General features: G+C 37.7%; 15 protein-coding genes and 3 tRNA genes. 14 read left to right on the top strand and 4 right to left on the bottom strand.

Translation table 11 applies throughout. The features are described 5' to 3' along the window. Nucleotides 1–59: 59 nt before the first annotated feature. The 4 genes from T432_RS0102080 to T432_RS0102065 all read left to right on the top strand — a co-directional run bounded on the left by T432_RS0102080 (nucleotide 60) and on the right by T432_RS0102065 (nucleotide 2,777). Nucleotides 60–962 (top strand): CorC family transporter, encoded by a 903-nt coding sequence (locus tag T432_RS0102080; RefSeq protein ID WP_014111982.1) that lies wholly within the window; start codon nucleotides 60–62, stop codon nucleotides 960–962. Then, nucleotides 962–2,557 (top strand): apolipoprotein N-acyltransferase, encoded by a 1,596-nt coding sequence (gene lnt / locus T432_RS0102075; RefSeq protein WP_028883980.1) that lies wholly within the window; start codon nucleotides 962–964, stop codon nucleotides 2,555–2,557. The genes T432_RS0102080 and lnt overlap by 1 nt, the downstream gene beginning before the upstream one ends. 61 nt (nucleotides 2,558–2,618) lie before the next feature. Further along, nucleotides 2,619–2,694: transfer RNA gene (locus T432_RS0102070), tRNA-Glu, on the top strand. A gap of 6 nt (nucleotides 2,695–2,700) precedes the next feature. Next, nucleotides 2,701–2,777, top strand: a tRNA-Asp gene (locus tag T432_RS0102065). A 67-nt stretch (nucleotides 2,778–2,844) separates the two neighbouring features. Here the strand turns inward: T432_RS0102065 and T432_RS0102060 are convergent. Continuing rightward, entirely contained in the window at nucleotides 2,845–4,134 is a 1,290-nt protein-coding gene (locus tag T432_RS0102060; RefSeq protein ID WP_028883979.1) for a YadA-like family protein, read from the bottom strand. Between the two features lie 200 nt (nucleotides 4,135–4,334). Here T432_RS0102060 and T432_RS0102055 point away from each other — a divergent pair, with 200 nt between their 5' ends. From T432_RS0102055 to T432_RS0102025, 7 genes are read left to right on the top strand one after another with little or no spacing between them, the layout of a single operon-like run. Then, nucleotides 4,335–6,212 (top strand): dipeptide ABC transporter ATP-binding protein, encoded by a 1,878-nt coding sequence (locus T432_RS0102055; protein ID WP_028883978.1) that lies wholly within the window; start codon nucleotides 4,335–4,337, stop codon nucleotides 6,210–6,212. Between the two features lie 24 nt (nucleotides 6,213–6,236). Further along, nucleotides 6,237–7,784, top strand: a complete 1,548-nt coding sequence (gsiB, locus tag T432_RS0102050) for a glutathione ABC transporter substrate-binding protein GsiB (RefSeq protein WP_028883977.1) — start codon at nucleotides 6,237–6,239, stop codon at nucleotides 7,782–7,784. 56 nt (nucleotides 7,785–7,840) lie between these two features. Continuing rightward, entirely contained in the window at nucleotides 7,841–8,761 is a 921-nt protein-coding gene (gsiC, locus tag T432_RS0102045) for a glutathione ABC transporter permease GsiC (RefSeq protein WP_015551869.1), read from the top strand. Between the two features lie 5 nt (nucleotides 8,762–8,766). After that, entirely contained in the window at nucleotides 8,767–9,639 is an 873-nt protein-coding gene (gene gsiD, locus T432_RS0102040) for a glutathione ABC transporter permease GsiD (RefSeq protein ID WP_014111988.1), read from the top strand. A 1-nt stretch (nucleotide 9,640) separates the two neighbouring features. Next, nucleotides 9,641–10,747 carry a DmpA family aminopeptidase gene (locus T432_RS0102035; protein WP_028883976.1) on the top strand — a complete coding sequence of 369 codons (1,107 nt, stop codon included), beginning with the start codon at nucleotides 9,641–9,643 and terminating at the stop codon, nucleotides 10,745–10,747. After that, the gene (locus tag T432_RS0102030) at nucleotides 10,744–11,574 is read left to right on the top strand and encodes a M55 family metallopeptidase (RefSeq protein ID WP_028883975.1); all 831 of its coding nucleotides are present in this window, start codon (nucleotides 10,744–10,746) and stop codon (nucleotides 11,572–11,574) included. The genes T432_RS0102035 and T432_RS0102030 overlap by 4 nt, the downstream gene beginning before the upstream one ends. Before the next feature lie 5 nt (nucleotides 11,575–11,579). Further along, nucleotides 11,580–12,548: an isoaspartyl peptidase/L-asparaginase family protein gene (locus T432_RS0102025; protein ID WP_028883974.1), complete on the top strand. Its 969-nt coding sequence runs from the start codon at nucleotides 11,580–11,582 to the stop codon at nucleotides 12,546–12,548. Here T432_RS0102025 and rnhA read toward each other — a convergent pair. Then, a complete protein-coding gene (gene rnhA, locus T432_RS0102020) occupies nucleotides 12,541–12,993 on the bottom strand; it encodes a ribonuclease HI (protein WP_028883973.1) in 453 nt (150 codons plus the stop codon). The genes T432_RS0102025 and rnhA overlap by 8 nt on opposite strands. Next, nucleotides 12,986–13,609 (bottom strand): class I SAM-dependent methyltransferase, encoded by a 624-nt coding sequence (locus T432_RS0102015; protein ID WP_028883972.1) that lies wholly within the window; start codon nucleotides 13,607–13,609, stop codon nucleotides 12,986–12,988. Before T432_RS0102015 ends, rnhA begins: the two co-directional genes overlap by 8 nt. 84 nt (nucleotides 13,610–13,693) lie before the next feature. Here T432_RS0102015 and gloB point away from each other — a divergent pair, with 84 nt between their 5' ends. From gloB to T432_RS0102000, 3 genes are all read left to right on the top strand, one after another. Beyond that, nucleotides 13,694–14,506, top strand: coding sequence for a hydroxyacylglutathione hydrolase (gloB, locus tag T432_RS0102010; protein ID WP_028883971.1), 813 nt, complete (start codon nucleotides 13,694–13,696; stop codon nucleotides 14,504–14,506). 7 nt (nucleotides 14,507–14,513) lie between these two features. After that, the gene (locus tag T432_RS0102005) at nucleotides 14,514–15,968 is read left to right on the top strand and encodes a transglycosylase SLT domain-containing protein (protein WP_028883970.1); all 1,455 of its coding nucleotides are present in this window, start codon (nucleotides 14,514–14,516) and stop codon (nucleotides 15,966–15,968) included. A gap of 136 nt (nucleotides 15,969–16,104) precedes the next feature. Further along, nucleotides 16,105–18,990, top strand: a complete 2,886-nt coding sequence (locus tag T432_RS0102000; protein ID WP_028883969.1) for an OmpA family protein — start codon at nucleotides 16,105–16,107, stop codon at nucleotides 18,988–18,990. A gap of 95 nt (nucleotides 18,991–19,085) precedes the next feature. Here the strand turns inward: T432_RS0102000 and T432_RS0101995 are convergent. Beyond that, nucleotides 19,086–19,175: transfer RNA gene (locus T432_RS0101995), tRNA-Ser, on the bottom strand. Nucleotides 19,176–19,197 lie beyond the last annotated feature (22 nt).

Here is a 19,197-nt window from a genome sequence, read left to right as displayed (position 1 = left end):
CCCCCATTGTCACTAAATTTAGGTTATTCTTAAACTTCCTTTAACTCGACGTCAAAGAGATGTCAACTGAACCATATCCGTCGCACAGACGACCACAAAAAAAAATTCACCGTTCTTTCGGTAAACGCCTAGTACAAAAACTCAAAGGCTTATTCAGTCTTCAACACGAACCAGAAGATAGAGAAGACATTCACGAAATCCTAAATCAGGCCCATAAACATTCTATTATCGACGAGCACACCCTTAAGATGATGCTTGGCTCTTTTTCATTTTCTGAAAAAATGGCTAACGATATTATGGTTTCTAGGTCGAAGATGGACGTGATTGATATAAACAGATCATTGCCAGATATAGTGCGATATATAAATGAAACTTCGCACTCGAGATTTCCTGTCTTTGATGGGGAGCGGGATAATATTATCGGCATACTTCTAGCAAAAGATGTTCTTCGTTATTTCAATACCAAAAATCAAGTAATTCGAGGACTTGTTAGACCTGCACTATTTGTTCCTGAAACCATACTTCTTAGTAAGCTTCTTCAAGAATTTAAATCGACAAGGAATCACATTGCCATCGTAGTTGATGAATACGGTACAATCACTGGCCTTGTAACTATGGAAGATGTGCTTGAACAAATTGTCGGCGATATCGAAGACGAATACGATGAGGAAGCTGAACAAACTATATTTTCAGAGACGGAGCATAGCTGGCGCGTGAAGGGCATAAGCGAAATTCGTCATTTGAATGATGTTTTGGGCTGCGATTTACCTGAAGATAATTATGAAACTTTAGGTGGTTTGCTCGCTTCTGAACTTGATGAAATTCCAAAGAGAAATGACACTTATCAATATAAAGATTTGAAATTTAAAGTTCTTAAAGCTGATGAGAAGCAAGCTTTGTGGATTCATGTACGTCGAGTTCCAATTGTTCATGACTCAGAAAATGAATTATTAGCTAACTAATGAAATTAATTATTCTATTTTTTTTGGGAGCTCTGCATGCACAGAGCTTTTCTGCTGGTCTACTACCTGAATTTGCACAAGGGCCGATTCAGCTAATAACTTTCACCCTAGCTGTAATACTTATTTTTCATGGCCCGAAAAGAAATTATCTTAAAACATTTGCTTTTTCGCTTGCCTACTTTTCCTTCGGACTTTATTGGATATATAACAGTGTCCACGGTTTTGGATATATTTATCCTGCGGTGGCCTGGGCAATAGTTATTTTATTTGCAGCATTCCTCTCCTTATTTCCAGTTCTTGCAGTATTCATATATCGCAAAATTGGATACCGTAATTTCACAGGATTTTTAGCTCCAATAATTTTCGCTTCATCCTGGACCGTAGCAGAATTAATAAGAGGATATTTGCTCACTGGTTTTCCGTGGCTTAATTTAGCTTATGCTCATGCACAAAGCCCGATAGGAGCATGGGCCCCTATTTTTGGCTCATATGGAATGAGCTTTATAGCCTCCCTACTTTCTGCTTTTACCGCTCAGTGGGTCTTACGCAAAGAGATTAAAAAAGAGGTGCGATTTGCTCAATTTGGTATCATTTCGATTCTTTTGTCTTGCATTATTCTCAATACAATCCAATGGTCTAAACCATACGGCAACTTAGTTTCTGTAAGACTTGTGCAAAGTAATATTGTCCAAGATATTAAATACAATCCACTAAATCTTGAGACTATTATTAATCATAATCTAGAGTTAGCTATGTTGCCTGCTGGCTCTCAAAACCAACCTCCTGAGATTGTGTTATTTTCAGAAAGCATAATCCCCACTGCTCATAAAAATCTGCCTCCAGCATTTTGGATAAAGCTGCTTTCTATAGCCAACCAAACTGAAGCCCAATATATTGTTGGATTAAATTACGAAGTAGAAAACCCTAATGCAAATTCTGATTCTACCTATCCATTTAAATTGCATAATAGTTTGTTGCTAGTAAATAAAGACACCGAACTACTATCTTTATACGAAACAAATAACCCTGCTAATTTAGCAAGATATGATAAAAAACATTTAGTGCCATTTGGTGAGGTTGTTCCAAGCTATGTTCGTTGGTTTGTGAATATGATTGGACTACCGTTTATTGATTTCAGTCCAGGTTCTTACCGTCAGAATAATTTTGTGATTAATGGTCAGTCTATTGCCGCTAATATCTGCTACGAAGATATTTTCGGCCAGGAGTTATTAGCCTCACTTTTTGATAAAAACGGAAATCCAGGCGCCACAATTCTCTATAACGCAAGTAATCTAATGTGGTTTGGAAATAGTTCCGCCCTAGGCCAGCATCTTGAAATGTCTAAAGTTAGAGCTAGAGAAACAGCTAGACCTATCGTAAGAGCGACTAATACAGGAGCTACTGCACATATCGACCATAATGGTAAAGTTCTAGCTTCTCTTCCATACGAAACAACAGGTGTTCTAGATGTTTTAGTACAAGGTCGAACAGGATTCACCTTTTACTCACGCATTGGTGACTGGGGAATTCTTATAGTTGTTATTGGATTATTGTGCTTAGGCTTCTTTTACAGAAAAACTACAAAACAAGTTTAATTGAGTCAAATTCTTTACAAGATATTTGAATTAATGCTAATATAGCTTTCTTTAGTTCTTGGTCCCCTTCGTCTAGAGGCCTAGGACACCACCCTTTCACGGTGGGTACAGGGGTTCGAATCCCCTAGGGGACGCCACTACCTGGAGCGGTAGTTCAGTTGGTTAGAATACCGGCCTGTCACGCCGGGGGTCGCGGGTTCGAGCCCCGTCCGCTCCGCCATTTATTCATATAAAAGCTAGTATCAATCGCATACTAGCTTTTATCTTATGTATAACTTAAGCTCACATTAGAAGCTAAACATCATCCCCAAACTTCCTCCAAATCCTCCCTTAGAATCGCCTGAAACAGATGCCTTTCCTACCCATGCCTCATCGCCTGACATAGCTGATACTCCTAAAGAGTAGCCAAATGCTCCTCGATATGTTGCTACACCTAAACCCACACCGATTTGATCGGGAGTCCATGCCTGTGGCAATGATGCTGTGGCCATCGCTGAAGCCGACCCAGCTCTTGATTCCTTTTTCAAAGCCTCTAAGTCTTCGCTCAATTTTTTCGTTGATGCAGAAAATTTCTTATCTAAATTAGAAAATATCCGAGAAGATTCAGCTTTTAATTGACCTAGATTTACGGCATCAGTATTATCCACTGCGTCGGCAACGTTTTGGACTCTATTTCCGCCCATACTGACTTCAGTAGCACTTGAAACCTTAAATTCTTTGCTTACAGCTATTCCGCCGTTTGCCGTAACTTTTCCTTCAAACGTAGGTGCCTTCAAGCTTTCAATAAGGTTTCCTATTTTATCGTTTGTCGCTTTGATGGAACTTGTATTTTTTGCTATAGCTTCCTTATTTGTGGCAATGCCCTCGAGATTTTTCGCTACTTTTGTATCCGTCGCCTTTATCGCATCAGCATTAGTTTTAACTTTAATACCCAAGTCTTTAACGTCACTCACTGCTTTTTCGACTTTAGCACCCATTTTTTCTACGGCTGAAGTGTTTTTAGTAAGATTGGTTTTTAAGTCTGCTATCTTATCGTTACTTTTATCGATTTCGAAGTTTAGCTTTTTAATTCCATCTTCATTTTTTCCCACTTTTGTGCTTATTTTTGATAATTCTGTTTTAGACTCTTTTAGCGAATCACTAGCCGTATCCAATTTAGTATTAACTTTAGTTACTGTATCATTTGTTTTTTCTAAATCTTTTATGAGATCAGCTAATTTATCCTCATGTTCAGACACTGTGACACTCAATTCACTAGTGGTTGCTGAGATTTCACCTCCAGATATAGCTCCAGATTCAGCTGCTGTAGACCTAACTTTACCTAATGCAATTATTGTTTTTGTGGGTGCATCAGAAGTTGCACCTTCTCTTTCCTCATAAAAATTTGCCAATTTGCAAGATGAAAAATTAGGCTTCTGGTTTTTTGCACTAATATCTGAATCAGTGCAATCGTAATAAAATGTTATTCGAGGTTTATCTATTTCATGCACAGTTGTGAATAGACCTGCATGCCCAATGGTTGGGGTAAAAGCAAATAGAGTTATTGATAAAGTTGTTTTAAGTTTAAAAAATTTCATGATGACTCCTTGAAAAAAATCAGTTTTAATTCTAGGAATCGGTCTAAAGTATTAGTAGATATTGTGCAAACATTTATCCATTGGGAAATTTACTTACGCAAAAGGTTTTATCTATATAAATTCTGAATATTCCCCCATTTTTATATAACTCTGTAAAATAAGTTTTAGGTTTAAATAAAATTAAAAACAACACTTAGTCAATGAATACAAATTCAAAATCATCTCCAGTTCCAGTTTTGGAAGTTAAAAATCTTAGCGTTGATTTTGTAAGTAGTGAACGTACGGTACATGCCGTAAAAGATTTATCTTTTTCGCTCTTTAAAGGTCAAACTTTAGCAATTGTTGGTGAATCCGGTTCAGGAAAATCCGTGACATCACTAGCTATCATGCGATTGGTAGAGAATGGCGGAGGTGAAATATCTTCAGGTCAGATTTTATTTACCCCAAACGGTAAAAAGACTGTTGATTTAGCTAAATTATCAGCAAAAGAGTTAAGAAAAATCCGTGGTGCTGATATAGCCATGATTTTCCAAGAACCAATGACATCTTTAAATCCAGTGTTTACTGTTGGTGAACAGATTTCGGAATCCATTAGGCTTCATCAAGGTTTGTCTCATTCAGCTGCTATGGCTGAAGCACTTCGTATGCTAGACCAAGTTAGGATACCCGAGGCTAAAAGCATAATTAAACGTTACCCACATCAACTCTCAGGTGGAATGCGTCAAAGAGTTATGATTGCAATGGGGCTGGCTTGTAAACCATCGCTTCTAATAGCCGATGAACCTACAACGGCCTTGGACGTAACTATTCAAGCCCAAATCCTTCAACTTATTCGTGAACTACAAAAAGAGATGCACATGGGTGTAATCTTCATTACTCACGATATGGGTGTGGTGGCTGAAGTAGCGGACCGAGTACTGGTTATGTATAAAGGTCAGAAAGTAGAGGAAAACATTGCCACAGAAATATTTCATTCGCCCCAGCATGCGTACACTAAAGCTCTTCTCTCAGCCGTACCAAAATTAGGGTCTATGTCTGGGAAAGAACTTCCAGAAAGATTTGACTTACTGACCATGGAAGATGATTTAACAGATGAGGTAACTGAAACGCTTCAACCTAAGCCATTAGAGCCGCTCTACGATAAGCCCCCTATACTAGAAGTTAAAAATTTAAAAACACATTTTGATATAAGCGGTGGGTTTTTAGGTCTAGAAAAAAAACGTGTTCATGCAGTCGAAAAAATTAATTTTTCATTGTATGAGCAAGAAACTTTGGCCATAGTTGGTGAATCTGGATGCGGCAAATCAACCACTGGTCGCTCATTGCTTAGATTAATACAAGCTCAAAGTGGTGAAATCCTTTTTAAAGGACAGGATATTAATAAACTCTCCAAACAGGAGATGCAAAAAATCCGCAGAGACATTCAGTTTATTTTTCAAGACCCTTACGCATCCTTGGATCCTCGACAAACCGTTGGATACTCCATTATGGAGCCCCTGCTAATTCACAAAGTAGCTCAAGGAAAAGAAGCTAATGAGCGAGTTGAGTGGCTTTTAGAAAAAGTTGGATTGCCAGGAGATATGGCTCAGCGATATCCGCATGAATTCTCTGGAGGTCAAAGACAAAGGATATGCATTGCTAGAGCATTAGCTTTAAATCCAAAAATCGTTATTGCTGATGAATCTGTTTCAGCACTCGATGTTTCAATACAAGCTCAGATAGTCAATTTATTGATGGACCTTCAACAAGAATTTGGTATTTCTTATCTATTTATTTCACACGATATGGCTGTTGTTGAGCGAATTAGTCACAGAATTGCTGTTATGTACTTGGGCCAAATCGTAGAATTAGGTTCGAGAAAAGCTATATTTGAGAATCCACATCACCCATATACAAAGAAATTAATCGATGCAGTTCCTATTGCAGACCCAACAAGACGCAATCTTGATCGTGAGCTTCTAACAGGTGAAATTCCAAGCCCAATCCGAAAATTAGGCGACGATCCTATAGTGCAACCTCTTTTTCAATTATCTGAAAATCATTTCGTAGCAAGGCATCCGATTGGTGTCTATAAATAATTCGTTAAAACCAAGGAGTAATAAATGAATACTTTTGCAAAAAAAACTTTGGCAATGAGCTTGCTTCTTAGCGGCCTTGCACTTTCATCAACTGCGAATGCAACTAAGGATGTTGTAATTGCAATTCCTTATGGTTTAAGTGCTCTAGACCCATACAATACCAACTCTACATTAGCTCAAGCAGTAGGCAAAGGCTGGTACGAAGGACTCTTTGAATTTGACAAGGATTTAAATATCCAACCTCTTCTAGCTACAGAGTATAAAGCTAGTGAAGACGGCTTGGTGTATACATTTAAACTTCGCGAGGGCGTTAAGTTCCACGATGGTACTGATTTCAATGCAGAGGCAGTAAAAGTTAATTTTGAACGTGTGCTAGATAAATCTAATGCTCTTGCACGATATAACCAATTTAACAAAATTAAATCAGTTGAAGCCCTTAGTCCATATGAAGTAAAAATTACTTTATCGGAGCCGTTCTCTGCTTTTATCAATAATTTAGCACACCCTTCAGCTATGATTATTTCTCCAAAAGCAATTGAGAAATACGGTAAAGATATTAATTTCCACCCTACAGGTACTGGTCCTTTCCAATTCGTAGAATGGAAACCTGGGGAAACTGTAAAAATGAAACGTAATGATAGCTACTGGAGCAAAGAAAACTTAGCAAAAGTAGACACTATTACTTTCCGCGTAATTACAGATAACAATACTAGAGCGGCTGTTATGAAAACAGGCGAAGCTCACTTTACTAACCCTGTACCATACGAACAAATTGATGTTTTAAAAAGCAACGATAAGCTTGATATTGTAATTTCACCATCAATTATCGCAAGATATATGTCTATTAATGTGCTTGAAAAACCTTTTGACAATATTAAAGTTCGTCAAGCTCTTAACTACGCTATCAATAAGGAAGCCTTAATCAAAGTTGCTTATAACGGATATGCTGAAGTCGCAACTGGTGTAGTCCCACCACTTGTTGAATTCTCAAAACAATTCAAAGCATACGAATATGACCCTAAAAAAGCACGCGAACTACTTAAGGAAGCGGGATATCCAAATGGTTTTGAGACTGTTTTATGGTCTGGGTATAACGATGGTACATCTGTAAAAGCTATTCAATTCCTTCAACAACAATTAAGGCAAGTTGGAATTAAAGCTAAAGTTGAATCTCTTGAATCTGGTCAACGTGTAGCTAAAGTACAGAAAGTACAAAAACCTGAGGATGCTGGCGTTAGGCTATATTACATTGGCTGGTCGGCCTCTACTGGTGAAGCTAACTGGGCACTAGCTCCATTGCTTAAAGGAGATGCTTGGCCTCCAGTATTCTCTAATACTTCCTACTACAAAAACGATAAAGTTGATGAAAATCTAGAAGCAGCTCTAAAAACTACCGATAAAGATGAGAAAAGCAAACTATATGCTGAAGCTCAAGAAATCATTTGGAAGGAGGCACCTTGGGTCTTCCTAAACGTAAGTAAATTAGTATCTGCTAAAAGTAAACAATTAGACGGCGTATATATTATGCCTGACGGTTCATATTACTTTAAACAAGTAGATTTAAAACAATAATTTATTAGCTGTACCTGTGGGGTAAGAATCTTACCCCACAATTAATTCATAAATTTATGCTTTCATACTTTATAAAAAGAACAATCGGAATGATACCAACGCTTTTATTGATATGCGTTTGTGTATTTTTGTTCGTCCATATGCTTCCAGGCGATCCAGCAGTACTTGCAGCAGGCCCAGAAGCCGATGCAGAAACAATTCAAATAATTCGAGAAAATCTTGGACTTAATCTTCCACTTTGGGAGCAGTTCATCAACTATATGGGCAATATTTTGCAAGGAGACCTAGGTCAGTCACTTAGAACTAAACGTCCCGTATTTGATGAAATTGCCATTAGATTTATGCCTACCATGTTATTAACTATTACAAGCATGGCGTGGTCTGTAATTTTCGGTCTAGTGATTGGTGTGGTCTCTGCAATTTGGCGCAACACTTGGCCAGACAGATTATTTATGACACTAGCAGTATCTGGTATTTCCCTTCCTGCATTTGCATTCGGAATGCTCCTAATTCAAGTATTTGCTGTGTGGTTGGGATGGTTGCCATCTGTTGGGGCTGATAGTTGGAGACACTACATATTGCCATCTATAACCTTAGGAGTCTCTGTTGCCGCTGTTATGGCTAGATTTACAAGAGCTTCTTTTGTTGAAGTTATTCATGAAGATTTTGTTAGAACCGCACGTGCTAAGGGTTTAAGCGAAAAAGTAGTAATGCTTAAACATAGTTTAAGAAATGCCTTAATTCCCGTAGTAACTATGATGGGTTTGCAATTTGGATTTCTTTTAGGAGGTTCAATTGTGGTAGAAACTGTATTTGGATGGCCAGGTATGGGAAGCCTACTTATCGACTCTGTAAATGCTCGTGATTACCCGATGATTCAAGGATTAGTTCTTTTGTTCTCCTTTGAATTCATAGTAATCAACTTAATAGTTGATTTGATGTACGGTGTAATTAACCCAACAATTCGCTATAAGTAGTAAGTATGGAAAATAATTTAAAAAACAAAAATATTAGAACTCCAATGAGCGAGTTCAAAAGAAAATTTAAAAAACAGACCTTTGCCATAATTGCTGGAATCTTTATTCTTTTTCTTATTGTTATCGCAATCTTTGCCCCATGGATTGTTCCATTTGACCCTGAAAATTTCTTTGACTACGATAAGTTAAATCAACCTCCATCATGGGAACATTGGATGGGTGTAGATTCCTTAGGTAGGGATATTCTTAGCAGAATAATTATGGGAACTAGAATTTCCTTAGCTGCGGGTTTTGTATCTGTGGCTTTAGGTATGGTTGTTGGAACTATTTTGGGACTACTTGCTGGGTATTATGAGGGTTGGATAGATAGAATCGTTATGCGTCTATCAGATGTTTTGTTAGCGTTTCCTGGTATATTGCTTGCAATTGGTGTGATCGCAGTTTTAGGTCCTAGCATGATTAATGTGATTATTGCAGTAGCTGTTTTTAGTGTTCCAACATTTGCACGTTTAGTTAGAGGCAATACCCTATCTCTTAAAAATATGACTTATGTGGAAGCCGCTAAAAGTATTGGTGCTTCGGATTTTACAATTTTATTTAAGCATATATTGCCAGGCACTATTTCTCCTATAGTTATCTACGCAACTATGCGTATAGGTACATCAATAATAACTGCGGCATCGCTTTCATTTATTGGTATGGGTGCACAACCTCCTACTCCAGAATGGGGGGCAATGCTTAACGAAGCACGCTCCGATATGGTATTGGCACCGCATGTGGCTCTTTTTCCATCACTAGCTATTTTCCTTACAGTTTTAGCTTTCAATATATTGGGTGATGGTTTAAGAGATGCTTTAGATCCTAAACTTAAGACTTAATATGATTAACACAGAGGCTCTTCTAATTCCTAATATAGCACCAAGAGTTGGGTCTCTTGAGAGCGGTGCAATGGATAATATCTGCGATATTGATGGTATTACTGTCGGTCACTTCACTTTACATGAAGATAAACCGCATTGCATCAGAAGTGGTGTCACAGTAATAAATCCAAATAAAGATAAAAATTTATTTATCGATAAAATCCCTGCAGCTGTAAGTGTGATAAATGGCTTTGGAAAAAGTTATGGTCTTATCCAATTAGAAGAACTTGGCACAATTGAAACTCCTATAGCTTTAACAAATACTTTTAGTGTCCCCATAGTAGCTCAAGCACAAATCAAAAAAGCTATCGAAATTAACTCTGAAATTGGACGTTCACTTCCAACAGTTAATTCCTTGGTCTTAGAGTGTAACGATGGATTTTTGAACGATATTCAAGCACTTGCTATAAATGAAGAACACTATTTGAAGGCCCTCTCCAATTGCAAAACACATTTTGAACAAGGTGCTGTGGGTGCAGGCCATGGAATGAAATGCTTCGGTTTCAAAGGGGGTATAGGCTCAGCTTCAAGAATAAGTGCTGGCTTACATAAATATACTGTTGGGGCCTTAGTTTTATCTAATTTTGGAGCCTTACCTAATTTAAGAATTGCTGGTCTAGAACTCGGAAAAAAATTCGCTTCCCATAATGTTAGAGGTTCCGAAGAAGCCATTATCCATGATTCCTATGATAAAGGGTCGATAATTATTATTATTGCTACCGACGCACCACTTGATTCCCGTCAACTTAAGAGATTAAGTTTGAGAGCCGCAGCAGGTCTAGCTCGTACTGGTTCTAATTTTGGTCACGGAAGTGGAGATATTTGCGTAGCATTCTCTAATGCTTATTCACTGAAGCAATCAGATTCAATGGATATGAACGAGAGCATTGCCACAGTAAACGAAGGTCAGATTAATTATTTGTTTGATGCGGCGGCGGAAGCCACGGAGCAAGCCATTATCAATTCACTTTGGTTTGCAAAATCCACTAAAGGCCGCGATGGCAATGAATGTCGTAACCTTCATGAAGTAATTATGGAAAATTCTTCTATATTGGGATTATTATGAAAGTATTAATTAGTGCGGATATTGAAGGGGTAGCTGGAGTTGTGGACCCCGAACAGTGTAGGACTGGAACGAGTGCATGGGAGCGGGCACGTGTGTGGTTTACAGAAGAAGTAAACGCCGCTGCAAGAGGAGCGTTTGATGCTGGCGCGAAGGAAGTAATAGTTGCCGACTCTCATGCGACTTTTAGAAATATATTGCCAGATTTAATCGATGAACGCATCTACTTGATTACTGGTAAACCTAGAATCTATAGCATGGTAGCAGGCGTTGAAACTGGAGTAGATGCAGTGGCATTTATAGGGCATCATTCGCAAGCCCGTGGCCGTGGTGTTTTAGCCCATACAATCAATGGATTTTCTTTCTCGCAAATTCGTGTTAACGGCAGGGCCTATGGGGAACCTGGTTTGTACGGTCTCTTGGCTGGAGAAGTTGATGTACCAGTGATTTTCGGCAGTGGTGATCAAATTCTAGAAGCGGAAAATAAAGAATTTTTCCCTGAAGCTGTATGGGTTCATACAAAAGAGGCTTTAGGCACATTTGTCGCAAAATCTAAAAGCACAACAAGAGCACAATACGAAATTTTTAAGGGCATGCGAAGTGCAGTTGAAAAATTCATGACTAATCGTGATTTGTATGAACCCTTTAAAATTCCTAGCCCATACGAATGTGAACTAGCATGTCATAAGCCTGAAATGGTGGATATCTTCACGATATTGCCAGGAACAGAAAGATTAGATTCCTTAACTCTAAAATTTAAGACAGAATCTATATTAGATTTAATACGCACTATAAATACATTTTCACTAATGTCCAGTGCTTTGAGGTAATCATTATGAAAGGTCCAGTGATAGCCATTCATGGCGGGGCAGGTGCTATATCTAAAAGCAAAATCACAGATGAGATAGAACACAAATATAGAGCGTCCCTAAAAGAGATTATTGATGCCGGAGCTGATGCCCTTAGAGATGGTGCGAGTGCTATAGATGCAGTTGCACTAGCTGTAAGCATGTTTGAAGATAATCCTATATTTAACGCTGGCAAAGGGGCCGTATTCACGCACAATGCCACTCACGAGCTGGATGCATCCATTATGTGCGGTGAAACATTAAGATGTGGTGCCGTCGCAGGCATTGCCACCATAAAAAATCCAATTTATGCTGCCAAATGTGTAATGGAAAAAAGCAAGCATGTAATGCTAATCTCAAAAGGGGCTGAAGATTTTTTGCGTGCTCAGGGATTTGAGGCTGTGCCAAACGATTATTTCAGCACAGATATACGACGCGAACAGCTTGAGATTGCCTTAAAGAGCGATTCTCAAGAGGCCTTGCTCGATCATGATTCGGACCATCAAGCCTCCCCAATAGATGAAAAAAATAAAATGGGCACAGTAGGTGCTGTCGCACTCGATGCTCACGGAAATCTAGCAGCCGCAACTTCTACAGGCGGCATGACAAATAAGATGGCTGGTCGTGTAGGCGATTCGCCTATTATTGGTGCAGGCTGTTATGCGAACAACAATACCTGTGCCGTCTCTACAACAGGGCATGGAGAGCATTTCATAAGATCTGTAGTAGCTTACGATATTTCTGCTTTGATGGACTATAAGGGGCTATCTTTAAAAGATGCCTGCGATGAGGTCGTATATAAGAAACTTCCTTTAATTGATGGATCTGGCGGACTAATTTCTATCGATAAAGATGGCAATGCTTACCTCCCTTTCAACTCCGCTGGAATGTACAGGGGTTTAGGATATGCAACTGGATCGAGAGAAGTGGCTATTTATAAAGGTGAGGCTATTTAATTTTCTCTAAGCCCTGATTTGCAAGCTTATCAGCTCTATCATTATTAGGGTCACCGCTGTGACCCTTTATCCATGCCCATGTTGGCTTAATCAAATCAACTAAGTCCAAAAGCTGCATCCATAAATCCTTGTTTTTTACAGGAGATTTTGAAGCAGTTTTCCATCCATTTTTCTGCCAATTCTCCAGCCATTTTTGTGTGAAAGCGTTCATGACATATTGAGAATCAACTGTAATCTTTATCTTAGAAAAGTCATTATGACACTCTTTTACATATTTTAGGCTCTCAATGACAGCCATCAACTCCATGCGATTATTCGTAGTGTCCTGTTCGCCGCCACATAGTTCAATTTCACGCCCATCGCAAAAAATTAGTGCTCCCCAACCGCCAGGACCTGGATTTCCCTTGCAAGCTCCATCGGTCCATATTTCTATATTTTTAGACATTATTATTTTCCTTACTCAACACAGGTACACCATTTTTAATTGATGAAGTTTTTGAAAATGCCAACCCCACCGCAGCTCCTGCCAATGATGAGCGTTTTAATACAAGAGCATAACTAGGAATAAAAATTCTTGAAAACATAACACCTTTTTTGGTTTGATTTGTTATTTCCTTGGACTCAAATTCAAATTCTGCACTCCATATCTTAATTTGCTGTGCAGATAACTTTCTTTTCTTTGGCAATGGACACGCACGCATCTTTTTGCTTATTTTGCTCAATGGATTTGTTTTTAGACCTAAGATAACGATCAAGCCATGTGGGTTAAGATGAGCAGAAATTAATTTAAGAGTATCTTTGGGATAATCAAGCAATTCCAATGTATGTGGCAATATGATTAAATCTGCCTCAGAAAATTTGTTTAGATCCTCAAACGAAATAATGGCTTTGTTTTGCGTTCTAGCATTCTTTAAATAATTATGTTTAGGCAATCCAATCTGTATGGATTGATATCCGAAAGTGTTGGTCAAGAGTCCCTCTATAGCACTTAATTCCCATTTGATAAGTGGGGCACCTTCATTAAAAAGCCAGTTTGAAAAACTATTGGTTAAATTATCCATACACTAAATAATTAGTTGAAATTACAGGAAATTATTTCGTAATATATAAACATTAAAATTCACGATTTACGCAATCTAATTCCTATGCCTAAGATCACCTTCGTTCGTGCATTCCAAGATAACTATATCTGGATGATTGTACACGAGGGTCATATATGTGTTGTTGACCCAGGTGATAGCAAGCCTGTTATTGATTACATAGAACAAAATGGACTTATTTTAGATGCCATTTTAGTTACTCATCATCATAACGACCATGTCGGTGGAATTAAAGAGTTGGTGGAACATTTTAGCCATACGCAAAATTCCTCTGTAAAAGTTTTTGGGCCTAAAAATCCAAAACTTGATTTCGTAAATATAAAAGTTAAAAACGGTGATTCGATTAAATTATTGGATTCACTTTATATAAGTGTTTTTGAGAGTCCAGGTCACACATTAGACCATTTGCTTTATTATTCAGAATCAAAAATACTTACGGATAATTTTGACATATCTCCTTTTGTTTTCACTGGTGATACGTTATTCTTATTGGGTTGCGGAAAAATATTTGAGGGTGATTCTAAAAATATGTTCCAAAGCCTTGAAATATTTAAACAAATGAGTAAGAATACTCTTGTATTCTGTGCTCATGAATATACGCTTAGTAATGCTGCATGGGCTTCTGAGGTTGATCCTAAAAATTCAGAACTTCAGAACCTTATTGCAAAATATGAGTCTATGATCTCTCACGGCTTACCTACTGTGCCAGATAAGTTAGATTCACAATTTAAATATAACCCTTTTTTAAGGTTGAGCGATCCAGTAATTATTAGCTCTGCTCAATCGTATTCAGGTGAAGTTCTTGATTCACCCGAAAAAGTTTTAAAAGTGCTTAGACAGTGGAAGAATAATTTTTAGGTTTATTATGAGAGTTAAGAGTTTTATTGCCATTTGTGCAACCGTTATACTTAGTGCTTGTGCATCTAACGGATCGAACGTTAGTAGCACAGGTCCATCTAATTACAAAAATAAATCTGTAGTCGACTACGATGTTAGAGTTTCTCACCTATCTGTGTGGGACAGAATTACAGATGGCTTTAAAATGCCTAACTTAGATGGAGATCCTCTAGTTCAAAAATGGATTGACTACTACGCAAATAGGCCTGAATATATCGAGAGGATGGCAGAAAGATCTTCTAAATATCTCTACCACATAGTAGAAGAAGTCGAAGCACATAAATTCCCTACTGAATTAGCTCTCTTACCTTTTGTTGAAAGTGCATTTGTCTCTACAGCTAAATCTTCCGCTAAAGCAGCTGGTCTATGGCAGTTCATTCCAAGCACTGGCAGAAATTACAATTTGTCTCAAGACTTTTGGACAGATCACCGCCTAAATCCAATTCATTCCACTCGAGCTGCTATGGATTATCTAGGCTACTTATATGATTTCCAATCAAATGATTGGCATTTAGCTTTAGCTTCTTATAACTGGGGTGAAGGTGCTGTCGCTCGTGCACGCATTAAAAACGAAAACGCTGGTTTAAGTAGTGATTATCTATCTCTTAATATGCCAGATGAAACAAGAAATTATGTTCCTAAACTATTAGCAATTAAAGAGATAATTTCTAATCCTCAAAAATACGATATCCGACTACCATTTATTCCTAACACTCCATATTTCCAAAAAGTGGAAGTCGCAGAGGATATGGACATTGAAGTAGTTGCTAAGTTGGCTGGCATGTCTCTTGAAGAGTTTAAGGAGTTAAATCCAGCTACTAAACGACCAGTATTTCTAGCATCTAAAGGTGATTTTATCCTGTTGCCTGTTGAGAGGATTCAAACTTATGAAGAAAATCTTGCTTCTTATAAGGGAAATTTAGCTTCTTGGGGTGGATACGATCCTCTTCAAGGTGAGACTTTACAATCTATTGCTCATAAATTAAAAATTTCACTTGCTAAACTTAAAAAATTAAATGGCTTAGGCTCTAAACAAAATTCTATTGCTAGAACACTTCTAATCCCTACAAATATTAATGTTGAGAACTTTAAAGAAGATATCAATATTAAGGGGCAGTTTGTTTCAGATCAGCCTATCTTAGTGAAAAACGAATCTAAGTTCACTAAACCTGTTCAGGCTAAATTTAAAGGCAAAACTAAACTTGTTAGCACTAACAAGGCCTCTAAACTTAAAGCCCAAAGAGCCACATTTAAAACGACTTCAAACAAAAAGGCTAAAGTTCGTCAAATTAACTATACAGTTAAATCTGGTGAGACTATGTATTCAATCGCCAAAAAGCATGGAACTACAGTTTCTAATTTGAAAAAATTAAATGGTGGCAGGTCTTCGCTTAGGTCTGGACAAAAAATTAGAATTAAATGACGTTGCTTATAAACATTTCATGTAATAAATAAACTTAGCAAATCGATACTCTTAACAATGTCATAACATAAAAGGTGCTAAGATTAACAAATGCGATAAATCTTAACAGACGCATTTTTAATAATAAGGACTTTTTATGAACTTCGACATAAACCAACTTTTTAAGGGTTCTGTACGCAATTTAGTGCTGGATCAATTGATAAAATCTGTTGGCCTACCTGAAGGGAAGGCCAATGGTCTATTAGATCGTATAGTTTCAGTTGTTATTGGTGGTATTTCAAAAAAATCAAACTCAAAAGAAGGTGTTGATCAACTCCTAGAAATGATTAAAGGAGTTGACAGTAATACACAACAACTTTATTCGACTGGCGCATCAAATGCAGAACTAGGTTTTGACTCAATTAAACAAAAAGGGCTTACCTATTTAAATGGTCTTTTTGGTAGCGATTTAGATGGCGTTGTTGACCAAGTTTCCAGAGAGGAAGGTGTAACTCAGATTCAAGCCAAAGACTCACTTTCTGCCACTATCCCTGCAATATTCTCTAGTTTAAAAAACAATTTAGGTAGTAATTTTAGTCTATCTAACTTAGGTTCTTTAGCTGGTGTTGCGGGCATGGCAGGTGTTGCTTCTGCAGCTGGTTCCCAAGTTTTAAATAAAGTTACGGGTTCTGAAATTAAAGAGGCTCCTAAATCCTCTCAAGTTACACCTAATCCTACACCTAAACCTGCACCTTCTGAAGAAACGGTTAATGCTGCTAGGATGGCTGGAGTTCATCAGCCTCAATATACAAAAACCACAGAATCACGCCCAGTGGAAGAACCTAAGAAAAGCGGAATTTGGAAGTGGCTAATTATCCTTGCTTTAATACTAATTGCTTTACTTTTATTCCGAAGCTGCGGTAAAGACGAAGAAGCTCCTATCACTCAAAATGATCCTACTAATACTGAATCAACTCCAGTAACAAATGAGCAAACTACTGACTCAGAACCTAAAGTTGTTGAAGGACTAGGTAATTTTTCTTGGGATTTTGAAGATAAAAAATTGATTCTAGATGGTGATTTGGATACAGCTGAATCTAAAGCAAATCTTTTAGATGCATTTAAAGGAATCGCTGGTACAGTACCAGTGGAAGACGATCTAGATATAGATAAAGAAGCTGGAAAACTTGAATTTACTGATTTTGCTGCTCTTGCAACAGCCTTAAAAGGCTTTGTTGGTGTTGATGGTAAATTTGACGGAAGAGAACTTAAATTATCTGGAACACTAAATTCCGAAGAATCCAAAACGGAATTATTGACTAAACTGAAAAAAGCTTTAGGCGATAATTTTGAAATTAAAGCAGATGATATAGATATCAAAGCTGACGAACTTAACGAAGATAAGGACAATAAAGAATCTGATGAACCTGTAGAAGCAAAAATTTCTAAAGATTTAGGAGATATTAATTGGGCCGTTGATTCAGAAAAAGTAGTAGTCTCAGGTGAAGTTCCTAATGAAGAAACTAAAGCTAAGGTTTTAGATGCATTTAAAGTTATTGCAGGCAACCGACCTTTAGAGGATAAATTAGAAGTAGATGCTGATGTTGGTCAGTTTCAGTTTGACGGATTTGCTGCTCTAGCGGATATTCTTAAAAATTATCCAACTATTGACGGTGAATTCGATGAAGGTGAACTAGTTCTTGATGGCACATTAAATTCAGAAGAATCCAAAACTAAACTTACAAGTGAACTGCAAGCAGTATTAGATGACGCTTTTAAAGTAAAAGTTGATGATATCGATATAGATGCACCAGAAGCTGTAGATGGTTTTGGTGATTTAGAATGGGCTTATGATGGCGAATATCTGAAAGTTGATGGTACTGCTAGTGCATCGGATAAAGTTAAAATTCTTAAAGCATTTAACTCTATCAAAGGTACAGCTACACTTAAAGATGAAGTTGATGTTGAAAATAATATTTCTAACATGAACCTAGATTCTTTAGATGCATTTATAAAAGTAGTTGAAGACTTTCCTAACGTTAAAGGCCATTTCGATGGATTCCAATTAGATCTTGATGGTCATGTTATATCTGAAGAAAGAAAAGCTGAATTAGTTTCTAAACTGCAAGAAGCTCTTGGTGTTAATTTTAAAATCGATGCTGACAGCGTTGAAATTGATGCACCAGATGTAGTGAAATCTGAACAACCTGTTTCTGATACATTCCCTGCTCCAACTGCACCAGCAGAGGATAAATTTCCAGCTCCTACTGAAGAGAAACCAGCTACACCTGAAGCTCCTGTGGCTCCTGTAACTGAAGCTCCTGTTGCTACAGAACCTACTCCAGCTTCTAATGCAACTTCATCTGATATTCCTGAGGAGCCAGTGGAAGTACTTGATATAAACGAAATGTCCAAAGACAAGCTTGATCTTAATATTAAGTTTAATACTGCATCATCAGAAATCATGCCTGTGTATAACAATCGTTTAGATGCATTTGCGAAATTCCTAATCGACAACAATCGTACAGGTGAAGTTGCTGGTTTCACTGATAGTAAAGGTGATGATGAGAGCAATAAAAAACTTTCTGCAGAAAGAGCTAAAGCCGTTCGTGATTATTTAATCGCAAAAGGTGTACCAGAAGCTAATATTGTGGCTGTTGGTTATGGAGAAGCTAACCCAATCGTCGATAACAATACACCAGAAGGTCGTCGTGCAAACCGTCGCATTGAATTTAATGTTAAAGACATTAACGAAAATAAAGATGGTATTGGCGAGATGATTAAGAAAACTAACGAAGAGGCTAAAGAAAAAGTTATTGATGCTGTAGAAGCTTCCAAAGAAACATTTAAAGAAGCAAAAGAGGATGTTTCAAGAGCTTCAGTAGTTGCTGGCGAAAAAATTAAAAACGCCGCTACTTCTGTAGGTGAAGCTGTAGATAATGCGGCCCACAAAACAGAAGATGTAATTCAAGACATTAAAGAACAAATGGGCGGACAACCTTCAGAAACAGCTCCTGCTCCAGAGCCTGCACCAGCACAATAATAATTTAAGCCTTTAGCAACTATATGCAAATAACCCGAGACGCAAGCCTCGGGTTTTTTTATTTTAAGTGCACAAATTTTATTTTTATAATCTTTTGGCGGATCAGGGGGGATTCGAACCCCCGATACGTTTGACCGTATGCACGCTTTCCAAGCGTGTGCCTTAAGCCACTCGGCCACCGATCCAAAATAAGCTGACTATTTTAAC

Source organism: Taylorella asinigenitalis ATCC 700933 (assembly GCF_000687755.1).
GTDB classification, from domain to species: Bacteria; Pseudomonadota; Gammaproteobacteria; order Burkholderiales; family Burkholderiaceae_B; genus Taylorella; species Taylorella asinigenitalis.
The sequence above is the reverse complement of the archived record's forward strand: the minus strand, read 5'-3'. Positions and strand labels throughout refer to the sequence as shown.